This window comes from Streptomyces sp. NBC_00572, assembly GCF_026341815.1.
GTDB lineage: Bacteria > Actinomycetota > Actinomycetes > Streptomycetales > Streptomycetaceae > Streptomyces.
In genome coordinates this window covers 4,389,731-4,406,887 of the sequence record NZ_JAPENX010000001.1, presented here as the reverse complement: position 1 = coordinate 4,406,887, position 17,157 = coordinate 4,389,731, and the positions used below count along the sequence as shown (strand labels likewise).

The following is a 17,157-nucleotide window of genomic DNA, read 5'->3' as shown; positions in this document are numbered from 1 at the left end:
TACCCCGACTGTCAATTGTAGTCGGGGTATTTCTGTATGCCCTGCCGAAGTGCCGCGGGCCCTGTCTAGGCGAGGACCTCCTCCAGCTCCGCCAGGAGGCGGCGCTTCGGGCGAGCCCCGACGATCGCCTTCACGGGCTCGCCCGCACGGAAGACCATGAGCGTCGGGGTCGCCAGGACCCCGTACCTCACCGTGGTCTCCTGGTTCCGGTCCACGTCGATCTCGACGATCCGGATCCGCTCCGCCTCCTCCGCGGCGATCGCCGCGAGCACCGGGGTCAGCTGCCGGCACGGCCCGCACCACTCCGCGGTGAACTTCACCAGGACCGGCAGTTCGGCGCCCAGCACCTCCGCACCGAAGTCCTCGTCCGTGACCTCGGCCACACCCTGCGCGTACGCCTTCATCTCCGTCACCCCTCCGTCGTTCCGGCTGATTCCGTGTCGCGTTCCGTACCGAGCTCGCACCGGGGCTCCGGGCCGTGCGGCAGCTCCGCCTCGGCCCTCAGCAACTGGGCGCCCACCTCGGCGCGCACCGCCTGGAGCTGTTCGATCAGCCCGTCCAGCTCGGCGACCTTCCGCCGGTAGACGGCGATCGACGCGGGACAGGCGTCGCCCGCCGGATGACCGGCGCGCAGGCAGTCGACGAACGGCCGGGTCTCCTCCAGATCGAACCCGAAGTCCTGGAGGGTCCTGATCTGCTGGAGGAGCCGCAGGTCGTCCTCGTCGTACGTGCGGTAGCCGTTCTCCGTGCGCCGGGCGGCCAGAAGGCCACGGGACTCGTAGTACCGCAGAGTCCGTGTGGTCGTTCCGGCCCGCTCGGCCAGCTCTCCGATGCGCATGTCCACGACCGTAGGCCTTGACGCCGACGTCAAGGCAAGAGGTGCCGGCGTCGAGGCGAGAGGTGCCGTGGGATCAGGGGCGTGCGGGCGGCAGCAGCGGTTTCCGCTCCACCGGGGAGGAGAGCACGATCGAGGTCGTGGTCCGGCCGAGCGTCGAGGTCTGCTCCAGGACGTCTTCGAGGTGGATGGTGTCGGTCACGGCGACCTTGAGGATCCAGCAGTCCTCGCCGACCACGTGATGGACCTCCAGGATCTCGGGGCGCGAGATCAGCTCCAGGGTCCGCGGGTGCTTCAGGTTGTAGCCGCCGTGCGGGTTCACCCGGATGAAGGCCTGGATGCCGTAGCCGAGGCGGGCCGGGGAGACATGGGCGCCGTAGCCGGTGACGGCGCCGCTCGCCTCCAGGCGGCGGACCCGCTCGGTGACGGCCGCCGGACTGAGCCGGACGCGGCGGCCCAGCTCGCTGAGCTTGATGCGGCCGTCGCTCTGGAGGAGGTCCAGGATCTGCCGGTCGACGGCGTCGAAAGCGGTCGCCGAGGTTTCGTCGGCGGCTGACCGCGAATGCCGTGGTTCCTTCGGTACGGCGGCCTGGACTCCCACGTTTCCCCCTTCAGACAGCGAACGATCAACGTAACACTTGTCCTGTGAGACAAGGGAGTTGGAAATGAAGGACGTTCTGGTCATCGGCGGGAACCGCTATTTCGGAAAGCGGCTCATCGCCCTGCTGCGGGAATCCGGGCATCGGGTCACGATCCTCAATCGGGGTTCTTCGGGCGCCCCGGAGGGAATCGAGCATCTCGTCGCCGACCGCGACGACGAGGCCGCCCTGGAATCGGTTCTGGCGGGCCGTTCCTTCGATGTCGTCGTGGACCAGGTCTGCTACACCCCGCGCCAGGCGGAGATCGCCCGACGGGTCTTCGCGGCACGCACCCGGCGCTATGTGATGACGTCGACGGTGGAGGTGTACGAGTACGAGGACTCGGCCGTACCCGTCACCGAGGACGTCCTCGACCTGAGCACGGTCACCGTCGACACCGGCGCGGCCTGGGACGACCCGGAGTTCCGCGAGGCGCACTACGGGGAGGGGAAGCGGCAGGCCGAGGCGGTCTTCGCGGCCACCGTCCCGCCCTTCGCGTGGACGTCGGTGCGGGTGGCCCATGTACTGGGCGGCGCCGACGACTTCACCGGCCGGCTCGACCACTACGCGCGGCGCGTCCGGGCGGGCGAGCGGATCGCCGTCCCGGCGGTGAACCGCCCGGCGACCTATGTGTACGTCGAGGAGATCGCCGCGTTTCTCGCCTGGGCGGTCCACGCGGAATTCACCGGGCCGGTGAACGCCCATTCCCACGGGCCGCTGACCACGACGGAGATCTGCGCGGAGATCGAGAAGCGGGTGGGCGGCCGGACCGTGTTCCAGGAGGTGGAGGTCGGCGAGGTCTCGCCGTTCTCCTTCGCCCGCTCGTACGCCATGGACAACTCCCGCGCGGTCGGCCTCGGTTATTCCTTCTCGCATTCCTCCACCTGGCTCGCGGACGCCGTGGCCGAGACGATCGGCGAGGTGACGGAGTGACGCGCTTCCGCATGCTGGGGGACGTACGGGTCGGGGCCGTCGGATTCGGCACGATGCCGCTCTCCGTCGAGGGCCGGCCGGACGGGACGCGAGCCGTGGCCACCGTGCACGCCGCGCTCGACGCCGGGGTGACCCTGCTCGACACCGCCGACTCCTACCATCCGCCGGACGGCACGCCCGGCGAGGGCGAACTGCTCGTGGCCCGGGCGCTCGCCTCGTACGGGGGCCGCGTCGACGACGTCCTCGTGGCGACGAAGGGCGGGCGGGGCCGTACGGCGGACGGCGGCTGGACCGTGGACGGACGACCCGCCCATCTGCGGCGGGCCGCGGAGGCCTCGGCGCGACGGCTCGGCTCCGCGCCGATCGGCCTCTACCAGCTGCACAAGCCGGACCCGGCCGTCCCGTACGCCGAATCCCTGGGCGCGATACGGGAGTTGCTGGACGCCGGTACCGTCAGGCTCGCCGGGATCTCGAACGTCGACACCGCGCAGATCCTGCTCGCCCGCGAGATCCTGGGCGACCGGCTGGTCTCCGTGCAGAACCGCTACTCACCGGCGGTCCGCACGAGCGAGACGGAGCTACGGCTCTGCGCGGACCTGGGCCTCGCCTTCCTGCCGTGGAGCCCACTGGGCGGCATCTCACGCAGCTCCCTGGACGGCACCTCCGCCCAGGAGGAGGACCCTCGGTTCGGGGCCTTCCACCGGGTGGCACGGGCGCGGGGGATCAGCCCGCAGCGGGTGGCCCTGGCATGGCTGCTCGCCCGCTCGGAGACGGTGCTGCCGATCCCGGGGGCGAGCCGGCCGGAGTCGGTGCGGGACTCGGCGGCGGCGGCCGAACTGTCGCTCACCGAGGAGGAGTCGGCGGAGCTGAACGGTCACTGAGAACTCGCCTCGGGCAACGCGAGAAGGGCGCCCCCGGACGGGGACGCCCTTCCCCCGGGGCCCGGATCCGGCTCAAGGCCCGGGACCTGGTTCTGGGTGGGGGTGGGGGGTGCGGGGAGGACGGGGGGAGGTTACCGCTGCGCGGGGCTTCTCCCCCACCCCGTTCCTCAGACTCCCGCCCGCGCCTTCTCCTCGCCCTCGTCGGCCCGCTGATCCGGCACCGGCGCGGCAGGCGCGTGATCGTCGACCAGCGTCTTCTCGTCGAACGGAATCCGCCCGGCGAGCACCTCGCCGACCCGCGCCTTGTCGATCTCCTTCGTCCACGTGCCGACGAGCACGGTGGCGACCGCGTTGCCCGCGAAGTTGGTGAGCGCGCGGGCCTCGCTCATGAAGCGGTCGATGCCGACGATCAGGCCCACTCCGTCGACCAGCTCGGGCCGGTGCGACTGGAGACCGCCCGCGAGGGTCGCGAGACCGGCGCCGGTGACGCCCGCCGCCCCCTTCGAGGCGATGATCATGAAGACGAGGAGCGAGATCTGCTCACCGACCGAGAGCGGGTCGCCCATCGCCTCGGCGACGAAGAGCGAGGCCATCGTGAGGTAGATCGCGGTGCCGTCGAGGTTGAAGGAGTAGCCGGTCGGCACCGTGATGCCGACGACCGGCTTGCTGACGCCCAGGTGCTCCATCTTCGCGATGAGGCGGGGCAGCGCGGACTCGGAGGAGGAGGTGGAGAGGATCAGCAGGAACTCGCGGCCCAGGTACTTCAGGAGGGTCCAGATGTTGATCCCGGCGACCAGCCTGAGGAGCGCCCCGAGGACGACGAACACGAAGATCGCGCAGGTCAGATAGAAGCCGATCATGATGACGGCGAGCGACTTGAGCGCGTCGACACCCGTCGCGCCGACGACGGCGGCGATCGCGCCGAAGGCGCCGACCGGAGCGGCCCACATGATCATGCCGAGGATGCGGAAGACGAGCCGCTGGATGTGACCGATCCCGCGCAGCACCGGTTCGCCCGCCGCGCCCATGGCCTGGAGCGCGAAGCCCGCGAGCAGCGCGACGAGAAGGGTCTGAAGGACCTCGCCCTCGGTGAAGGCGGAGACGATGGTCTTGGGGATGATCCCGAGCAGGAAGTCCGGGGTGGACTCGCTCGCGCCCTCTGCCTGCTTGGCGCCGGCCTCGGCCAGCTCCTTGGTGAGGTGCAGCCCGGAGCCGGGCTCCAGGAGGTTGCCCACGACGAGGCCGATCGCGAGTGCGACGGTCGACATGAGGAGGAAGTAGCCGAGGGCGAGGCCGCCGACGGCGCCGACCTTCGCGGCCTTCCGGACCGATCCGACGCCGAGCACGATCGTGCAGAAGATGATCGGCGAGATCATCATCTTGATCAGATTGACGAAGCCGGTGCCCAGCGGCTTCAGCTCGACGGCGACGCCGGGCGCCAGGAATCCGACCGCGATGCCGAGCAGTACGGCTCCGATGACGGCCAGATACAGATAATGGGTACGGTCCCGTCGTGCGGCCACGGGGTCCTCCTCGTGCTGATGGGTGTCCACGTCCCGGTGGACTCGGCGAGCATCCATCAGCCTGTGACCGGGGTCACGGTTACGTACGTTTCGTTCACGACCGAAACGACCGTGGGGCTGTGGGGCCGCGTGGTGGAAGAGCGGCGGGGGCAGGGGGCAGGGCGGCAAGGCGGCAGGGCAGCGACGGGGCCCGGAGGGAACGATTCGGGAACGCAATGCGTCGGCGCACGCTCCCACGTGCACACTTACCCGCATGCGTTTCCCCCTCCCCCACCCCCGCAGCCTGGCCGGCCAGCTCTTCGCGATGCAGGTCGTGCTCGTGGCCGTCGTCGTGGCGGGGTGCGCGGTCTTCGCGTACGTCACGGACCGGACGCAGGCCGAGGAGACCGCGCGGCGCCAGGCCACCGCCACCGCCGCGGCCGTCGCCGACTCCCCGTCGGTGGTCGCCGCGACCCGGTCCGCCGACCCGACGGCGGTGCTCCAGCCGTACGCCGAGGCACTGCGCCGTCACGCGGGCGTGGCCTTCGTGGTGATCATGGCCCCGGACGGCACCCGCTGGACCCATCCCGAGCCGGAGCAGATCGGCCGGACGTACCTCGGTCACATCGAGGAGGCGGCGGCCGGCCGGACCTACTCCGAGACCCACCTGGGGGTGCTCGGCCCCTCCGTACGGACGGTGGCGCCGGTCTTCGACGGCGGCCGGGTCGTCGCCCTGGTCAGCGCGGGCATCACGATCGACAAGATCAGCGAGCAGGTACGGGAGCAGGTCGCCGCGCTGCTCGGCATGGCGGGCGTGGCGCTCGCGCTCGGCGGCGCGGGGACGTACGTGGTCAACGCGCGGCTGCGCCGCCACACGCACGGCATGAACGCGACCGAGCTGAGCCGGATGCACGACTACCACGAGGCCGCGCTGCACGCCGTCCGCGAAGGGCTCGTGATGCTCGACGGGCGGCGGCGGATCGCGCTCATCAACGACGGGGCCCGGGAGCTGCTGGGCCTGGACGAAGCGGTCGTCGGCCGGCCGGCGGCCGAGCTCGGGCTGCCCGCGACGCTCACCGGCGCGCTGCTGTCCTCGGAGCCCCGGATCGACGAGACGCATCTGACGGCCGACCGGGTGCTCGTGGTCAACACCCGGCCGGTGGTGGGCGGGGAGCGGCGCGGCACGGTCGCCACGCTCCGAGACCGCACGGAACTCCAGGCGCTGTCGGGCGAGTTGGACTCGGAACGGGGATTCACCGAGGCGCTCAGGTCGCAGGCCCACGAGGCCGCGAACCGGCTGCACACGGTCGTCTCGCTGATCGAACTGGGCCGGGTGGCCGAGGCGGTGGAGTTCGCGACGGCGGAGCTGGAGCTGGCCCAGGCGCTCACCGACCGGGTCGTGGACGCCGTCGGGGAGCCGGTCCTTGCGGCCCTGCTGCTCGGCAAGGCGGCGCAGGCGAACGAGCGGGGTGTGGAGCTGGTCCTGACCGAGGACAGCCGCATCGACGACGGCCTGGTGCCCGCGGCCCTGCCGTCCCGGGACCTGGTGACGATCCTCGGCAACCTCATCGACAACGCGGTGGAGGCGGCGGGCGGCACCCCGCACGCCCGCGTGACGGTGACGGTCGCGGCCCGCACGGGCGACGGCGAGCTGCTGCTCCGCGTCGGCGACAGCGGCCCCGGCGTCCGCCCGGCCGACCGGGACGCGGTCCTGGGCCGCGGCTGGACCACCCGGGGCCCCGGCCGGGGCCTGGGCCTGGCCCTGGTCGGCCAGGCGGTGTCCCGTGCCTCGGGCACACTCGACGTCACGGACGCGGAGGCGGGCGGCGCGGAATTCACCGTAAGACTGCCGCTACCGGTACATGTGCCTGTACCTGTACTGGTGCCGCCGGCGCGGGAGGGCGTGGCGGACGGCCGGATGCGGCCCGAGCCCGCGACGAAGGCCCCGGTGAGCCACGGGCCGGGATCCGATCCCGCACCGCCGACCACGGGAAGCCGGGCAGCGGACGGAACCCTGGGGCCTGACACGCCTGCCGGAGCCGGACCGGCCCCCGGGCCGGGCACGACCCCCGCCGGAGACTCGGCCCCCGGGCCGGGCACGGGCCGCGCGGAACGCCCGGCCCCCCGCCCCGGCTCCGACCCGAGCCCAAGCCCCAACACCGGCACCGGCACCGGCACCGGCACCGGCCCTACTGAGGTGATCTCGTGAGTGCGCCGCCCCTTCGGGTGCTCGTCGTCGAGGACGATCCCGTCGCCGCCGATGCCCACGCCCTCTACGCCGGGCGGGTCGAGGGCTTCGCCGTCGTCGGGGTCGCCCACTCCCGTGCCGCCGCCGTGCGCCTGCTGGAGCGGACGCCCGTCGACCTGATCCTGCTCGACCTCTACCTGCCCGACGGTCACGGCCTCCAGCTGCTGCGCGCGCTGCGCGCCGCCGGGCATTCCGCCGATGTCATCGCCGTGACCTCGGCCCGCGACCTGGCCGTCGTCCGCGAGGGCGTCTCGCTCGGCGTCGTCCAGTACGTCCTCAAGCCCTTCGCCTTCGCGACCCTCCGGGACCGGCTCGCCCGGTACGCCGAGTTCCGGGCGACCGCCGGCGAGGCCTCCGGGCAGGACGAGGTGGACCGGGCGCTCGCCACCCTCCGTGCCCCGCACTCCGCCACCCTCCCCAAGGGCCTGAGCGCGCCCACCCTGGAGGCCGTCACCCGGACCCTCCGGTCCACCCCGGCCGGGCTCACCGCCGCCGAGGCCGGCACGGCCGTCGGGATCTCCCGGATCACCGCGCGCCGCTACCTGGAGCACCTGGTGACCGGGGGGCGGGCCGTGCGCGCCCCGCAGTACGGCCAGATCGGGCGCCCCGAACTCCAGTACCGCTGGCTCGACGGCCCGGCCCGCGGTCACTGACCGACCGACGCCGAAGGGCATCGCGTCCGGGGGAAATCACTCCGCGGCGATCTGGCCCTTGCGTCCTCGCCCGCGATCGCTGATCGTTTCCGAAGGTCACCGTGCTCGGTCACTGATCGTTTCCAAGGCGACCACGCCCGGTTACTGATCGGTTCCCACGTTCCTACGACTCCACACCTTGGGGGAACGCACCGTAGCCAGCCGTTACCCTCCGCACCTACCGTGACCGGGTGCACCAACCCTCACCACCTTTCAACGCCCTGGCCGCGCGCCGCCTCCGTGAGGCCCTGGGCATGGCCCCCGGCCATGTCGCGTACGGCCTCCGCGCGCAGTACGGCCTCTTCGTCAACCCCGACACCGTCGTCGCGTGGGAACGCGGCCGCGCCGTCCCCAACGAACAGGAGCTCACCGCCCTCGCGGGCGTCCTGTGGTGCTCCCCCGCCGAGCTGATAGCCGCCGCCTCCACCCTCCGAGAGCACCGGATGGCGCGCGGACTACCCGCCGAGGAGCTGGCCCGGCGGGTCGGCGTCGCGGCCCACGCGTACCAGCGGATGGAGGACGAGGGACGCTGGCGCGGCACCGAACGCCAGACGGCCACCCTCGCGGAGGTCCTCGGCCTCGGCCCGCGCGCCCTGATCACCGCGACCGGCGGCGACGAGCGCCTCGCCGAGCTGCTGCGCGACGCCGCCACCACGCGCTGGCAGGCGTACGTGAAACCGGCGGTGAAGATGGTGCCGCTGCCCAAGCAGACCCTGGAGTTCGCCCTGCAGCGGCTGCACGCGGAGTACCACTCCCGGATGGCGGCGACCAGCAGCTGGGGCGCTTCGGCCGCGACCGGCGACGAGGGTCGCGCGTACCTGGACGAGATCACCGGCCACTTCTGGGCCGCGGTCGGTTCCTAGATCATCACGAGTCGGCGCCGTAGATTGGCGCCGTGAGACGACACATACCCTTCGAACGACTCCACAACTTCCGTGACCTGGGCGGCTATCGGACCGCCGACGGCGGGACCGTGCGGTGGGAGACCCTCTACCGCTCCGACTCCCTCGCCAAGCTCGCGGATGCCGGATCCACCGACCTGGAGCGCTTCCGCGCGCTGAACGTGGCCACGGTGATCGACCTGCGCTACCCGTGGGAGATCGCCGCCAAGGGCCGCCTGCCGGAGACCGAGGACGTCTCCTGGCACAACCTCTCCATCGAGCACCGCCCCTACGACCAGGCGGAGATCGACCCGGATCTCGACCCCTGGCGCTACCTCGCCGACCGGTTCGCCGAAGTCGCGGAGGACGGCGCGGTGGAACTCCGTACCGCCCTGGAAGTCATCGCCTCCGCCGACGGCCCCCTCGTCTTCCACTGCGCCTCCGGGAAGGACCGTACGGGGCTGCTCGCCGCCGTCGTCCTCGCCCTCCTGGGCGTCCCGGACGACGAGATCCTCGCGGACTTCGCGCTCACCGAGCTGGCCACGGAACGGCTGATCGCCGACTGGCGGGCATCCCACCCGGGCCGCGAGCTGCGCTGGCCGGGCTACGGCCGGGCACCCGCCGACATCATCCGGCTGTTCCTCGCGGACCTGCGCGCGCGGTACGGCTCCGTGGACGCGTACGTCACCGGCCACGTCGGGCTCGACCCGGCGGTGGTGACAGCGCTCAGGGCCCGGCTGGTCGATGTCGACGACGCCGACGCCGACGTCGCTCAGTCCTAGCCGCGTCGTTCGAAGGAGAAGAGCTGGCCGGACGCGTCCGGCGCGCAGGGCGCCTGGGCGAGCTTCGCCCAGGCTGCCTCGCGGTCACCGACGACCGTGACGCATGTGCCGGGGGTGGCGGAGCCGACCGGGACGATCCGGTAGCCCCGGACCGGGCCCCGGCCGTACGGCTCCAGTGCGAAGGCCTCGACCCGGCTCGGGTCCCCGCACTCGGAGTCCTCGTACGCCGAGTCGGGTATCCGGCCGCCGGAGGGTATGCCCGAGCAGCCGGGCCCGAAGTCGGGGTGGTCGGAAACGATCCTCCACCGGCCGGCGCCCACCGCCGCGAGGGAGTAGAGCGGGAAGCCCGACTCGGCGCACGGCACCTGGTGGACCTGTCCGGTCCGGGTCCCGCGCCGCTCGCCGAGGCAGAAGTCCGTGGCCACGACCCGGATGCGTACGTCCCCGGCGGCGGGGGCGGTGACCGTCACGGCGGGGGTCGCCCGGGCCGGCTTGCCGGCCGGACCCGTGCCGCCGTCGCGGAGGAAGGCGACGACGCTGACCCCGGCGAGGACGAGCCCGGCCACCGCGACCGTGGCGACGACCGCGCGCCGTATCCGGGACGGGGGCGGGAGCGGATGCCTGGTCCGGGCAGCGGGCAAGGAGGGCCAGGTGTCGGTCCTCTCGGCGGTGCCGGGTGCGTCCGGGGGCCCGGGGATCGCCGAGCGATCGGCCACCGCACTCGCGGGCTCCACCGACCCGTCCACCGCCGCGCTCGCGGGCTCCACCGGTCCGGCCGCCTCGGCCGCCCGCTCGGCCGCCGGCTCCACCGGCGCGGCCGCCGCCCCCGAGGACCCCACCGTGCCCGGCTCGACCGGCTCTACGGGCTCGACGGGCTCGACGGGCTCGACCTCATCGGCCGCCGCCCCCGCCCCGTCCCCGTCGTCCAAGCCGTCCAAGCCGTCCGAGCCGTCCAGACCGTCCGCCCCGGCAGCCGTGTCCGGCCCCCGGCCCGCCAGCTCCCTCCGTACCGTCCGCCACCGCGCCAGTTCATCCGGCGCCACCCCGCACGCGCGGACGAACACGGTCAGGAGTTCCTCGCGGGGCAGGGTGGCGCGGGCCAGCATGTTCGCCACGGTGGAGCGGGGCAGGACGTCCCCTCGTGCCTCCGCGCGGGCCGAGAGCTCGCGGTAGGTCAGGCCCGACCAGTCCTTGAGGGCCTGGAGGCGCGCGAGGAACTCGGCGGGGGTCCGTGCACCCCGCGGGTCAGGGGTGTGCCGCCCCGGTGTCATCCGCGCCTCTTTCCCTTCCGCCGGACAGGGTTGGGACATGTCCGGGACAGGCCCCAAGCCTTGTTGATCTCGCGCTCCGGCTCAAGAGTGGAACTCGGCATTTCCAGGGGTGATGCCGGGCACGGCGAAGTGGCCCCGACCGTCCACGGGGGGACGGTCGGGGCCACTCGGTGTGTCCGCGTCGGAAAAGATCCGGGACAGGTCAGGACAGAGGACCCGGCGGCGGGGCCGGAAGACCGGCCCCGTAGGGGTCCGTCAGAAGACCGACTCGGCCTCGCGCATGCGGTCCGCCGGGACCGTCTTGAGGCGGGTCACGGCCTCGGCGAGCGGCACCATCTCGACGCCCGTGCCGCGCAGCGCCGTCATCCGGCCGAAGTCGCCTCGGTGCGCGGCCTCCACCGCGTGCCAGCCGAAGCGGGTCGCGAGCACCCGGTCGTACGCGGTCGGCGTGCCGCCGCGCTGGACGTGGCCGAGGATGACCGGGCGGGCCTCCTTGCCGAGGCGCCGCTCCAGCTCGACGGCGAGCTGGTTGCCGATGCCCTGGAAGCGCTCGTGACCGAACTGGTCGATCTCGCCCTTCTTGTACTCCATCGAGCCCTCGGCCGGATGGGCGCCCTCGGCGACGCAGATGACGGCGAACTTCTTGCCGCGGGCGAAGCGCTCCTCGACCATCTTCACCAGGTCGTCGACCTGGAAGGGTCGCTCGGGGAGGCAGATGCCGTGCGCGCCGCCGGCCATGCCGGACTCCAGGGCGATCCAGCCGGCGTGGCGGCCCATCACCTCGACGACCATCACCCGCTGGTGGGACTCGGCGGTGGTCTTGAGGCGGTCCATCGCCTCGGTGGCGACGCCGACGGCGGTGTCGAAGCCGAAGGTGCGGTCCGTGGACGAGATGTCGTTGTCGATCGTCTTCGGGACGCCGACGACGGGCATGCCGGCGTCGGAGAGCATCCGGGCGGCGGTCAGGGTGCCTTCGCCGCCGATCGGGATGAGGACGTCGATGCCGTACTCGCGGGCCAGGTCGGGGGCGGTTGCGGCGGCCTCGGCCAGCCGGTTCCGCTCCAGTCGGGCGGAGCCGAGGATGGTGCCGCCGCGGGCCAGGATGCCGCTGACGGCGTTGAGGTCGAGGGGGCGGAAGTGGCCGTCGAGGAGGCCCTTGAACCCGTCCTCGAAGCCGATGACTTCGTCGTTGTGGCCGGTCAGCGCCCGGTGCACGACCGACCGGATCACTGCGTTCAGGCCGGGGCAGTCGCCGCCTGCGGTGAGGACTCCGATGCGCATCGTGCTGTTTCTCCTGCTCGGTCGCGTTCCTTTGTGAGCCACAGCGATTCTCACACGCCCGGCCTGGGGGGCGCGCTCGCGGTCGCTCCGCGCGTTCCTCCCGCGCCCCTCGCGGAGGCCTTTCGTCCCGGGCTCCCGGGCCCTTCGTCCGGCGGGCGACCTAACTATCGGCGGGGGTATTGTCAAGGGGGTAATGCCGCCCTATCGGGGCTTTCTGAGCACAGCCGGTTGACGCGAGGGACGACGGCGTCGGTCGGCGTACGGGCCGCGAGCGCGCCGCTCGCCCCGGCTCCGCGAGTCCCGTTTTCCGCAGGACTGGACAGGAGACCACGGCGTGACGCGCAGCGTGTACGTGACCGGGATCGACCGCGGTGACGGCCGCCAGGTCGTCGAGCTGGGAGTCATGGAGCTCCTCACCCGCCAGGTGGACCGGGTGGGGGTGTTCCGGCCGCTGGTGCACGACGGTCCCGACCGGTTGTTCGACCTGCTGCGCACCCGCTACCGGCTTTCGCAGGACGCCTCGACGGTCTACGGCATGGACTACCACGAGGCCTCCGCGCTCCAGGCCGAGCGCGGCACCGACGAGCTGGTCTCGCAGTTGGTCGACCGTTTCCACGCGGTCGCCCGTGAGTACGAGGTCGTCCTGGTCCTCGGTACCGACTTCGCCGCCACCCAGCTCCCCGACGAACTGGCGCTCAACGCCCGGCTCGCCAACGAGTTCGGCGCCTCCGTCATCCCGGTCGTCGGCGGCAAGGGCCAGCCGGCGGAGTCCGTACGGTCCGAGGCGCGCAACGCCTTCCGGGCGTACGACGGACTCGGCTGCGACGTGCTCGCGATGATCGTCAACCGGGTGGCGGGCGAGGACCGGGAGGTCATCGCCGAGCGGCTCACCGCCCGGCTGCCAGTGCCCTGCTACGTCCTGCCGGACGAGCCGGCGCTCGCCGCGCCCACCGTCGCCCAGATCAAGCACGCGCTCGGCGCCTCCGTGGTCCTCGGCGACGACGCGGGCCTCGCGCGCGACGCCCTGGACTTCGTCTTCGGCGGCGCCATGCTGCCGAACTTCCTCAACGCGCTGACCCCCGGCTGTCTGGTCGTCACGCCCGGGGACCGGGCCGACCTGGTCGTCGGGGCGCTCGCCGCGCACTCGGCCGGCACCCCGCCGATCGCCGGTGTGCTGCTCACCCTGAACGAGCGGCCCAGCGACGAGATCCTGACCCTGGCGGCCCGCCTCGCGCCGGGCACCGCGGTCATCTCCGTACCGGGCAACAGCTTCCCGACCGCCACCGAACTCTTCGCGCTGGAGGGCAAGCTGAACGCGGCCACTCCGCGCAAGGCGGAGACGGCCCTCGGCCTGTTCGAGCGGCACGTGGACACGGCCGACCTGCTCAAGCGGATCTCGGTGGCCCGCAGCGGCCGGGTCACCCCGATGATGTTCGAGCACGAGCTCATCGAGCAGGCGCGCGCCGACCGCCGCCGGGTGGTGCTCCCCGAAGGCACCGAGGAGCGGGTGCTGCGCGCCGCCGACGTGCTGCTGCGCCGTGACGTCTGCGACCTGACGCTGCTCGGCGACGTCGAGATCATCCGCAAGAAGGCCGCCGACCTGGGCATCACGCTCGCCGGCACCCAGCTGATCGACCCGCAGACCTCGGAGCTCCGGGACTCCTTCGCGGAGAAGTACGCGGCGCTCCGGGCCCACAAGGGGGTCACCGTGGAGCTGGCGTACGACGTCGTCTCGGACGTCAACTACTTCGGCACGCTGATGGTCCAGGAGGGCCTGGCCGACGGCATGGTCTCCGGTTCCGTGCACTCCACGGCCGCGACGATTCGCCCCGCCTTCGAGATCATCAAGACGAAGCCGGACGCTTCGATCGTCTCCTCGGTCTTCTTCATGTGCCTGGCCGACAAGGTCCTGGTGTACGGCGACTGCGCGGTCAACCCGGATCCGAACGCCGAGCAGCTCGCGGACATCGCGGTCCAGTCGGCGGCCACCGCGGCCCGCTTCGGCGTCGAGCCGCGGATAGCGATGCTCTCGTACTCGACCGGCACCTCGGGCTCGGGCGCCGATGTCGACAAGGTGCGGGAGGCGACCAAGCTGGTCCGCGAGGCGCACCCGGAGCTGCGGATCGAGGGGCCCATCCAGTACGACGCCGCCGTCGAGCCCTCGGTCGCGGCGACGAAGCTGCCGGGCTCGGAGGTGGCGGGGCAGGCGACCGTGCTGATCTTCCCGGACCTCAACACCGGCAACAACACCTACAAGGCCGTACAGCGTTCGGCCGGCGCCGTGGCCGTCGGCCCGGTGCTGCAGGGTCTGCGCAAGCCCGTGAACGACCTCTCGCGCGGCGCGCTCGTCAGCGACATCGTCAACACGGTCGCCATCACGGCGATCCAGTCCCAGGTCCCGTCCAAGGGTGAGGAGCTCACCGCATGACCACCCCGACCCCTCCCGCCGCCTCCCGGGTCCTGGTCCTGAACTCCGGCTCGTCGTCGGTGAAGTACCAGCTGCTCGACATGCGTGACGACAGCCGGCTGGCCCAGGGCCTGGTCGAGCGCATCGGCGAGGAGACCTCGCGGCTCGTGCACACCCCGCTGCAGGGCGGTGGTGGCGAGAAGCGCGAGAAGACCGGCCCGATCGCCGACCACGCGGCCGCGCTGAAGGCGGTCGCCGAGGAGCTGGCGGCGGACGGGCTCGGGCTCGACTCCCCCGAACTGGCGGCGATCGGTCACCGGGTGGTGCACGGCGGGCTGCGGTTCACCGAGCCGACGGTGATCGACGGCGAGGTGCTGGCGGAGATCGAGCGGCTCGTACCGGTGGCGCCGCTGCACAACCCGGCGAACCTCACGGGGATCCGTACGGCGACGGCGCTCCGCCCCGACCTGCCGCAGGTCGCGGTCTTCGACACGGCCTTCCACACGACGATGCCGGAGTCGGCGGCGCGGTACGCGATCGACGTGGAGACCGCCGACGCGTACCGGATCCGGCGGTACGGCTTCCACGGCACCTCGCACGCGTACGTCTCACGGGAGACGGCGCGGCTGCTGGGCAAGGAGCCGGCGGAGGTGAACGTGATCGTGCTGCACCTGGGCAACGGCGCGTCCGCCTCGGCGGTGCGGGGAGGCAGGTGCGTGGACACCTCGATGGGTCTGACGCCGCTGGAGGGCCTGGTCATGGGCACCCGCTCGGGCGACGTCGATCCTGCGGTCACCTTCCACCTGAAGCGGGTGGCGGGCATGTCGGCCGACGAGATCGACGTCCTGCTGAACAAGAAGTCCGGTCTGGTCGGGCTCTGCGGCGACAACGACATGCGGGAGATCCGCCGCCGGATCGACGAGGGCGACGAGCGCGCGGCGCTCGCCTTCGACATCTACATCCACCGTCTGAAGAAGTACATCGGCGCGTATTACGCGGTGCTCGGCCGGGTGGACGCGGTGGCGTTCACGGCGGGGGTCGGGGAGAACGCGGCCCCGGTGCGGGAGGCTGCGATCGCGGGCCTGGAGGAGCTGGGGCTCGCGGTGGACGCGGACCTCAACGCGGTGCGTTCGGACGAGGCGCGGCTCATCTCGCCGAACTACGCGCGGGTGGCGGTCGCCGTGGTGCCGACGGACGAGGAGCTGGAAATCGCCCGCCAGACCTTCGCTCTGGTGGGCGGGGAAGCGCTCGGAGGAGTGAACGCCTGAGCACCCCCGCGCCCATTTGTACTTTCCACCAGACGGAATATTCCGCAGTGAAACAAACCGATAGGATCCGCCTCATGCGCCGTTCCAAAATCGTCTGCACGCTGGGCCCCGCCGTCGACTCCTATGAGCAGCTGAAGGCTCTCATCGAGGCCGGCATGAACGTGGCCCGATTCAACTTCAGCCACGGATCCCAGGCAGAGCACCAGGAGCGGTACGACCGCGTCCGGCAGGTCTCCGCCGACACCGGGCGCGCCGTCGGAGTCCTCGCCGACCTCCAGGGCCCCAAGATCCGCCTTGAGACCTTCGCCGAGGGCCCGGTCGAGCTGGTGCGCGGTGACGAGTTCACCATCACCACCGACGACGTCCCCGGTGACAAGTCCATCTGCGGCACCACCTACAAGGGCCTGCCCGGAGATGTCTCCAAGGGCGACCAGGTCCTGATCAACGACGGCAACGTCGAACTGCGGGTCGTCGAGGTCGAGGGCCCCCGGGTCAAGACGATCGTCGTCGAGGGCGGTGTCATCTCCGACCACAAGGGCATCAACCTGCCCGGTGCGGCGGTCAACGTCCCCGCCCTGTCGGAGAAGGACGTCGACGACCTCCGCTTCGCGCTCCGCATGGGCTGCGACATGGTCGCCCTCTCCTTCGTCCGCGACGCCGACGACGTCAAGGACGTCCACAAGGTGATGGACGAGGAGGGCCGCCGGGTCCCCGTCATCGCCAAGGTGGAGAAGCCCCAGGCCGTCGAGAACATGGAGGCCGTCGTCGCGGCCTTCGACGCGGTCATGGTGGCCCGTGGCGACCTCGCCGTCGAGTACCCGCTGGAGCGGGTCCCGATGGTGCAGAAGCGCCTCGTCGAGATGTGCCGCCGCAACGCCAAGCCGGTGATCGTCGCGACCCAGATGATGGAGTCGATGATCACCAACTCCCGTCCGACCCGCGCCGAGGCGAGCGACGTCGCCAACGCCATCCTGGACGGTGCGGACGCGGTCATGCTGTCGGCCGAGTCCTCGGTCGGCGCGTACCCGATCGAGACCGTGAAGACGATGTCGAAGATCGTCACGGCGGCCGAGGAGGAGCTGCTCTCCAAGGGCCTCCAGCCCCTGGTCCCGGGCAAGAAGCCGCGCACCCAGGGCGGCTCCGTCGCCCGCGCGGCCTGCGAGATCGCCGACTTCCTCGGCGGCAAGGCACTGGTCGCCTTCACCCAGTCCGGCGACACGGCCCGCCGCCTCTCGCGCTACCGCGTCCAGCAGCCGATCCTCGCCTTCACGACGGACGCGAACACCCGCAACCAGCTCACCCTGAGCTGGGGCGTCGAGTCCTTCCTCGTCCCGTTCGTGGACAACACGGACGCGATGGTCGACCTGGTGGACGCCGAGCTCCTGAAGCTCCAGCGCTACAACGCGGGCGACACCATGGTCATCACCGCCGGCTCGCCCCCCGGCGTCCCCGGCACGACGAACATGGTCCGCGTCCACCACCTCGGTGGCGGCGAGCAGGCCTAAGTCCCCCCGGACACAAGGATTTACGGCAACGGG

At 72.0% G+C, this 17,157-nt stretch carries 15 protein-coding genes; 9 read left to right on the top strand and 6 right to left on the bottom strand.

The features are described 5' to 3' along the window. Positions 1 to 65: 65 nt before the first annotated feature. The 3 genes from OG514_RS20570 to OG514_RS20560 all read right to left on the bottom strand — a co-directional run bounded on the left by OG514_RS20570 (position 66) and on the right by OG514_RS20560 (position 1,436). On the bottom strand, positions 66 to 404 hold the full coding sequence (locus tag OG514_RS20570) for a thioredoxin domain-containing protein (RefSeq protein ID WP_323181661.1): 339 nt from the start codon (positions 402 to 404) through the stop codon (positions 66 to 68). A 5-nt stretch (positions 405 to 409) separates the two neighbouring features. Continuing rightward, positions 410 to 838 carry a MerR family transcriptional regulator gene (locus tag OG514_RS20565; RefSeq protein WP_266896824.1) on the bottom strand — a complete coding sequence of 143 codons (429 nt, stop codon included), beginning with the start codon at positions 836 to 838 and terminating at the stop codon, positions 410 to 412. 73 nt (positions 839 to 911) lie between these two features. Next, a complete protein-coding gene (locus OG514_RS20560; RefSeq protein ID WP_266896822.1) occupies positions 912 to 1,436 on the bottom strand; it encodes an Lrp/AsnC family transcriptional regulator in 525 nt (174 codons plus the stop codon). A 64-nt stretch (positions 1,437 to 1,500) separates the two neighbouring features. Between OG514_RS20560 and OG514_RS20555 the strand changes: the two genes are divergently transcribed. Both OG514_RS20555 and OG514_RS20550 read left to right on the top strand, forming a co-directional pair. Beyond that, positions 1,501 to 2,406 (top strand): NAD-dependent epimerase/dehydratase family protein, encoded by a 906-nt coding sequence (locus OG514_RS20555; RefSeq protein WP_266896819.1) that lies wholly within the window; start codon positions 1,501 to 1,503, stop codon positions 2,404 to 2,406. Positions 2,407 to 2,417: 11 nt separating this feature from the next. Next, the gene (locus OG514_RS20550; protein ID WP_266900906.1) at positions 2,418 to 3,287 is read left to right on the top strand and encodes an aldo/keto reductase; all 870 of its coding nucleotides are present in this window, start codon (positions 2,418 to 2,420) and stop codon (positions 3,285 to 3,287) included. A 167-nt stretch (positions 3,288 to 3,454) separates the two neighbouring features. Here OG514_RS20550 and OG514_RS20545 read toward each other — a convergent pair whose 3' ends face one another. Beyond that, positions 3,455 to 4,810, bottom strand: a complete 1,356-nt coding sequence (locus OG514_RS20545; RefSeq protein WP_266896817.1) for a cation:dicarboxylase symporter family transporter — start codon at positions 4,808 to 4,810, stop codon at positions 3,455 to 3,457. Between the two features lie 253 nt (positions 4,811 to 5,063). On the opposite strand from OG514_RS20545, the gene OG514_RS20540 reads away from it, so the two are divergent. The 4 genes from OG514_RS20540 (at position 5,064) to OG514_RS20525 (ending at position 9,392) form a co-directional block, all read left to right on the top strand. Further along, positions 5,064 to 6,998, top strand: coding sequence for a sensor histidine kinase (locus tag OG514_RS20540; protein WP_266896815.1), 1,935 nt, complete (start codon positions 5,064 to 5,066; stop codon positions 6,996 to 6,998). Then, positions 6,995 to 7,690 (top strand): response regulator, encoded by a 696-nt coding sequence (locus OG514_RS20535; protein WP_266896813.1) that lies wholly within the window; start codon positions 6,995 to 6,997, stop codon positions 7,688 to 7,690. The genes OG514_RS20540 and OG514_RS20535 overlap by 4 nt, the downstream gene beginning before the upstream one ends. Positions 7,691 to 7,983: 293 nt before the next feature. Beyond that, positions 7,984 to 8,592 (top strand): helix-turn-helix transcriptional regulator, encoded by a 609-nt coding sequence (locus OG514_RS20530; protein WP_266900905.1) that lies wholly within the window; start codon positions 7,984 to 7,986, stop codon positions 8,590 to 8,592. 32 nt (positions 8,593 to 8,624) lie between these two features. Next, a complete protein-coding gene (locus tag OG514_RS20525) occupies positions 8,625 to 9,392 on the top strand; it encodes a tyrosine-protein phosphatase (protein WP_266896811.1) in 768 nt (255 codons plus the stop codon). Here the strand turns inward: OG514_RS20525 and OG514_RS20520 are convergent. Together OG514_RS20520 and OG514_RS20515 are read right to left on the bottom strand one after the other, a co-directional pair. After that, complete coding sequence (locus tag OG514_RS20520) at positions 9,389 to 10,663, bottom strand: helix-turn-helix transcriptional regulator (protein ID WP_266896809.1); 1,275 nt, start codon at positions 10,661 to 10,663, stop codon at positions 9,389 to 9,391. The two genes, OG514_RS20525 and OG514_RS20520, sit on opposite strands and share 4 nt — an antisense overlap. A gap of 255 nt (positions 10,664 to 10,918) precedes the next feature. Next, positions 10,919 to 11,944: an ATP-dependent 6-phosphofructokinase gene (locus tag OG514_RS20515; RefSeq protein WP_266896807.1), complete on the bottom strand. Its 1,026-nt coding sequence runs from the start codon at positions 11,942 to 11,944 to the stop codon at positions 10,919 to 10,921. Between the two features lie 334 nt (positions 11,945 to 12,278). Between OG514_RS20515 and pta the strand changes: the two genes are divergently transcribed. The 3 genes from pta (at position 12,279) to pyk (ending at position 17,124) form a co-directional block, all read left to right on the top strand. Beyond that, positions 12,279 to 14,372 (top strand): phosphate acetyltransferase, encoded by a 2,094-nt coding sequence (gene pta, locus OG514_RS20510; protein WP_266896805.1) that lies wholly within the window; start codon positions 12,279 to 12,281, stop codon positions 14,370 to 14,372. Then, positions 14,369 to 15,619, top strand: coding sequence for an acetate kinase (locus OG514_RS20505; RefSeq protein WP_266896803.1), 1,251 nt, complete (start codon positions 14,369 to 14,371; stop codon positions 15,617 to 15,619). The genes pta and OG514_RS20505 overlap by 4 nt, the downstream gene beginning before the upstream one ends. A gap of 74 nt (positions 15,620 to 15,693) precedes the next feature. Further along, positions 15,694 to 17,124 (top strand): pyruvate kinase, encoded by a 1,431-nt coding sequence (pyk, locus tag OG514_RS20500; RefSeq protein WP_266896801.1) that lies wholly within the window; start codon positions 15,694 to 15,696, stop codon positions 17,122 to 17,124. Positions 17,125 to 17,157: the final 33 nt, after the last annotated feature.

Excerpts from the sequence above, each read along its gene's own strand:
- OG514_RS20570 (WP_323181661.1), bottom strand. The coding sequence starts at position 404 with ATGAAGGCGTACGCGCAGGGTGTGGCCGAGGTCACGGACGAGGACTTC.
- OG514_RS20565 (WP_266896824.1), bottom strand. The coding sequence starts at position 838 with ATGCGCATCGGAGAGCTGGCCGAGCGGGCCGGAACGACCACACGGACT.
- OG514_RS20555 (WP_266896819.1), top strand. The coding sequence starts at position 1,501 with ATGAAGGACGTTCTGGTCATCGGCGGGAACCGCTATTTCGGAAAGCGG.
- OG514_RS20550 (WP_266900906.1), top strand. The coding sequence starts at position 2,418 with ATGCTGGGGGACGTACGGGTCGGGGCCGTCGGATTCGGCACGATGCCG.
- OG514_RS20540 (WP_266896815.1), top strand. The coding sequence starts at position 5,064 with ATGCGTTTCCCCCTCCCCCACCCCCGCAGCCTGGCCGGCCAGCTCTTC.
- OG514_RS20530 (WP_266900905.1), top strand. The coding sequence starts at position 7,984 with ATGGCCCCCGGCCATGTCGCGTACGGCCTCCGCGCGCAGTACGGCCTC.
- OG514_RS20520 (WP_266896809.1), bottom strand. The coding sequence starts at position 10,663 with ATGACACCGGGGCGGCACACCCCTGACCCGCGGGGTGCACGGACCCCC.
- OG514_RS20515 (WP_266896807.1), bottom strand. The coding sequence starts at position 11,944 with ATGCGCATCGGAGTCCTCACCGCAGGCGGCGACTGCCCCGGCCTGAAC.
- OG514_RS20505 (WP_266896803.1), top strand. The coding sequence starts at position 14,369 with ATGACCACCCCGACCCCTCCCGCCGCCTCCCGGGTCCTGGTCCTGAAC.
- pyk (WP_266896801.1), top strand. The coding sequence starts at position 15,694 with ATGCGCCGTTCCAAAATCGTCTGCACGCTGGGCCCCGCCGTCGACTCC.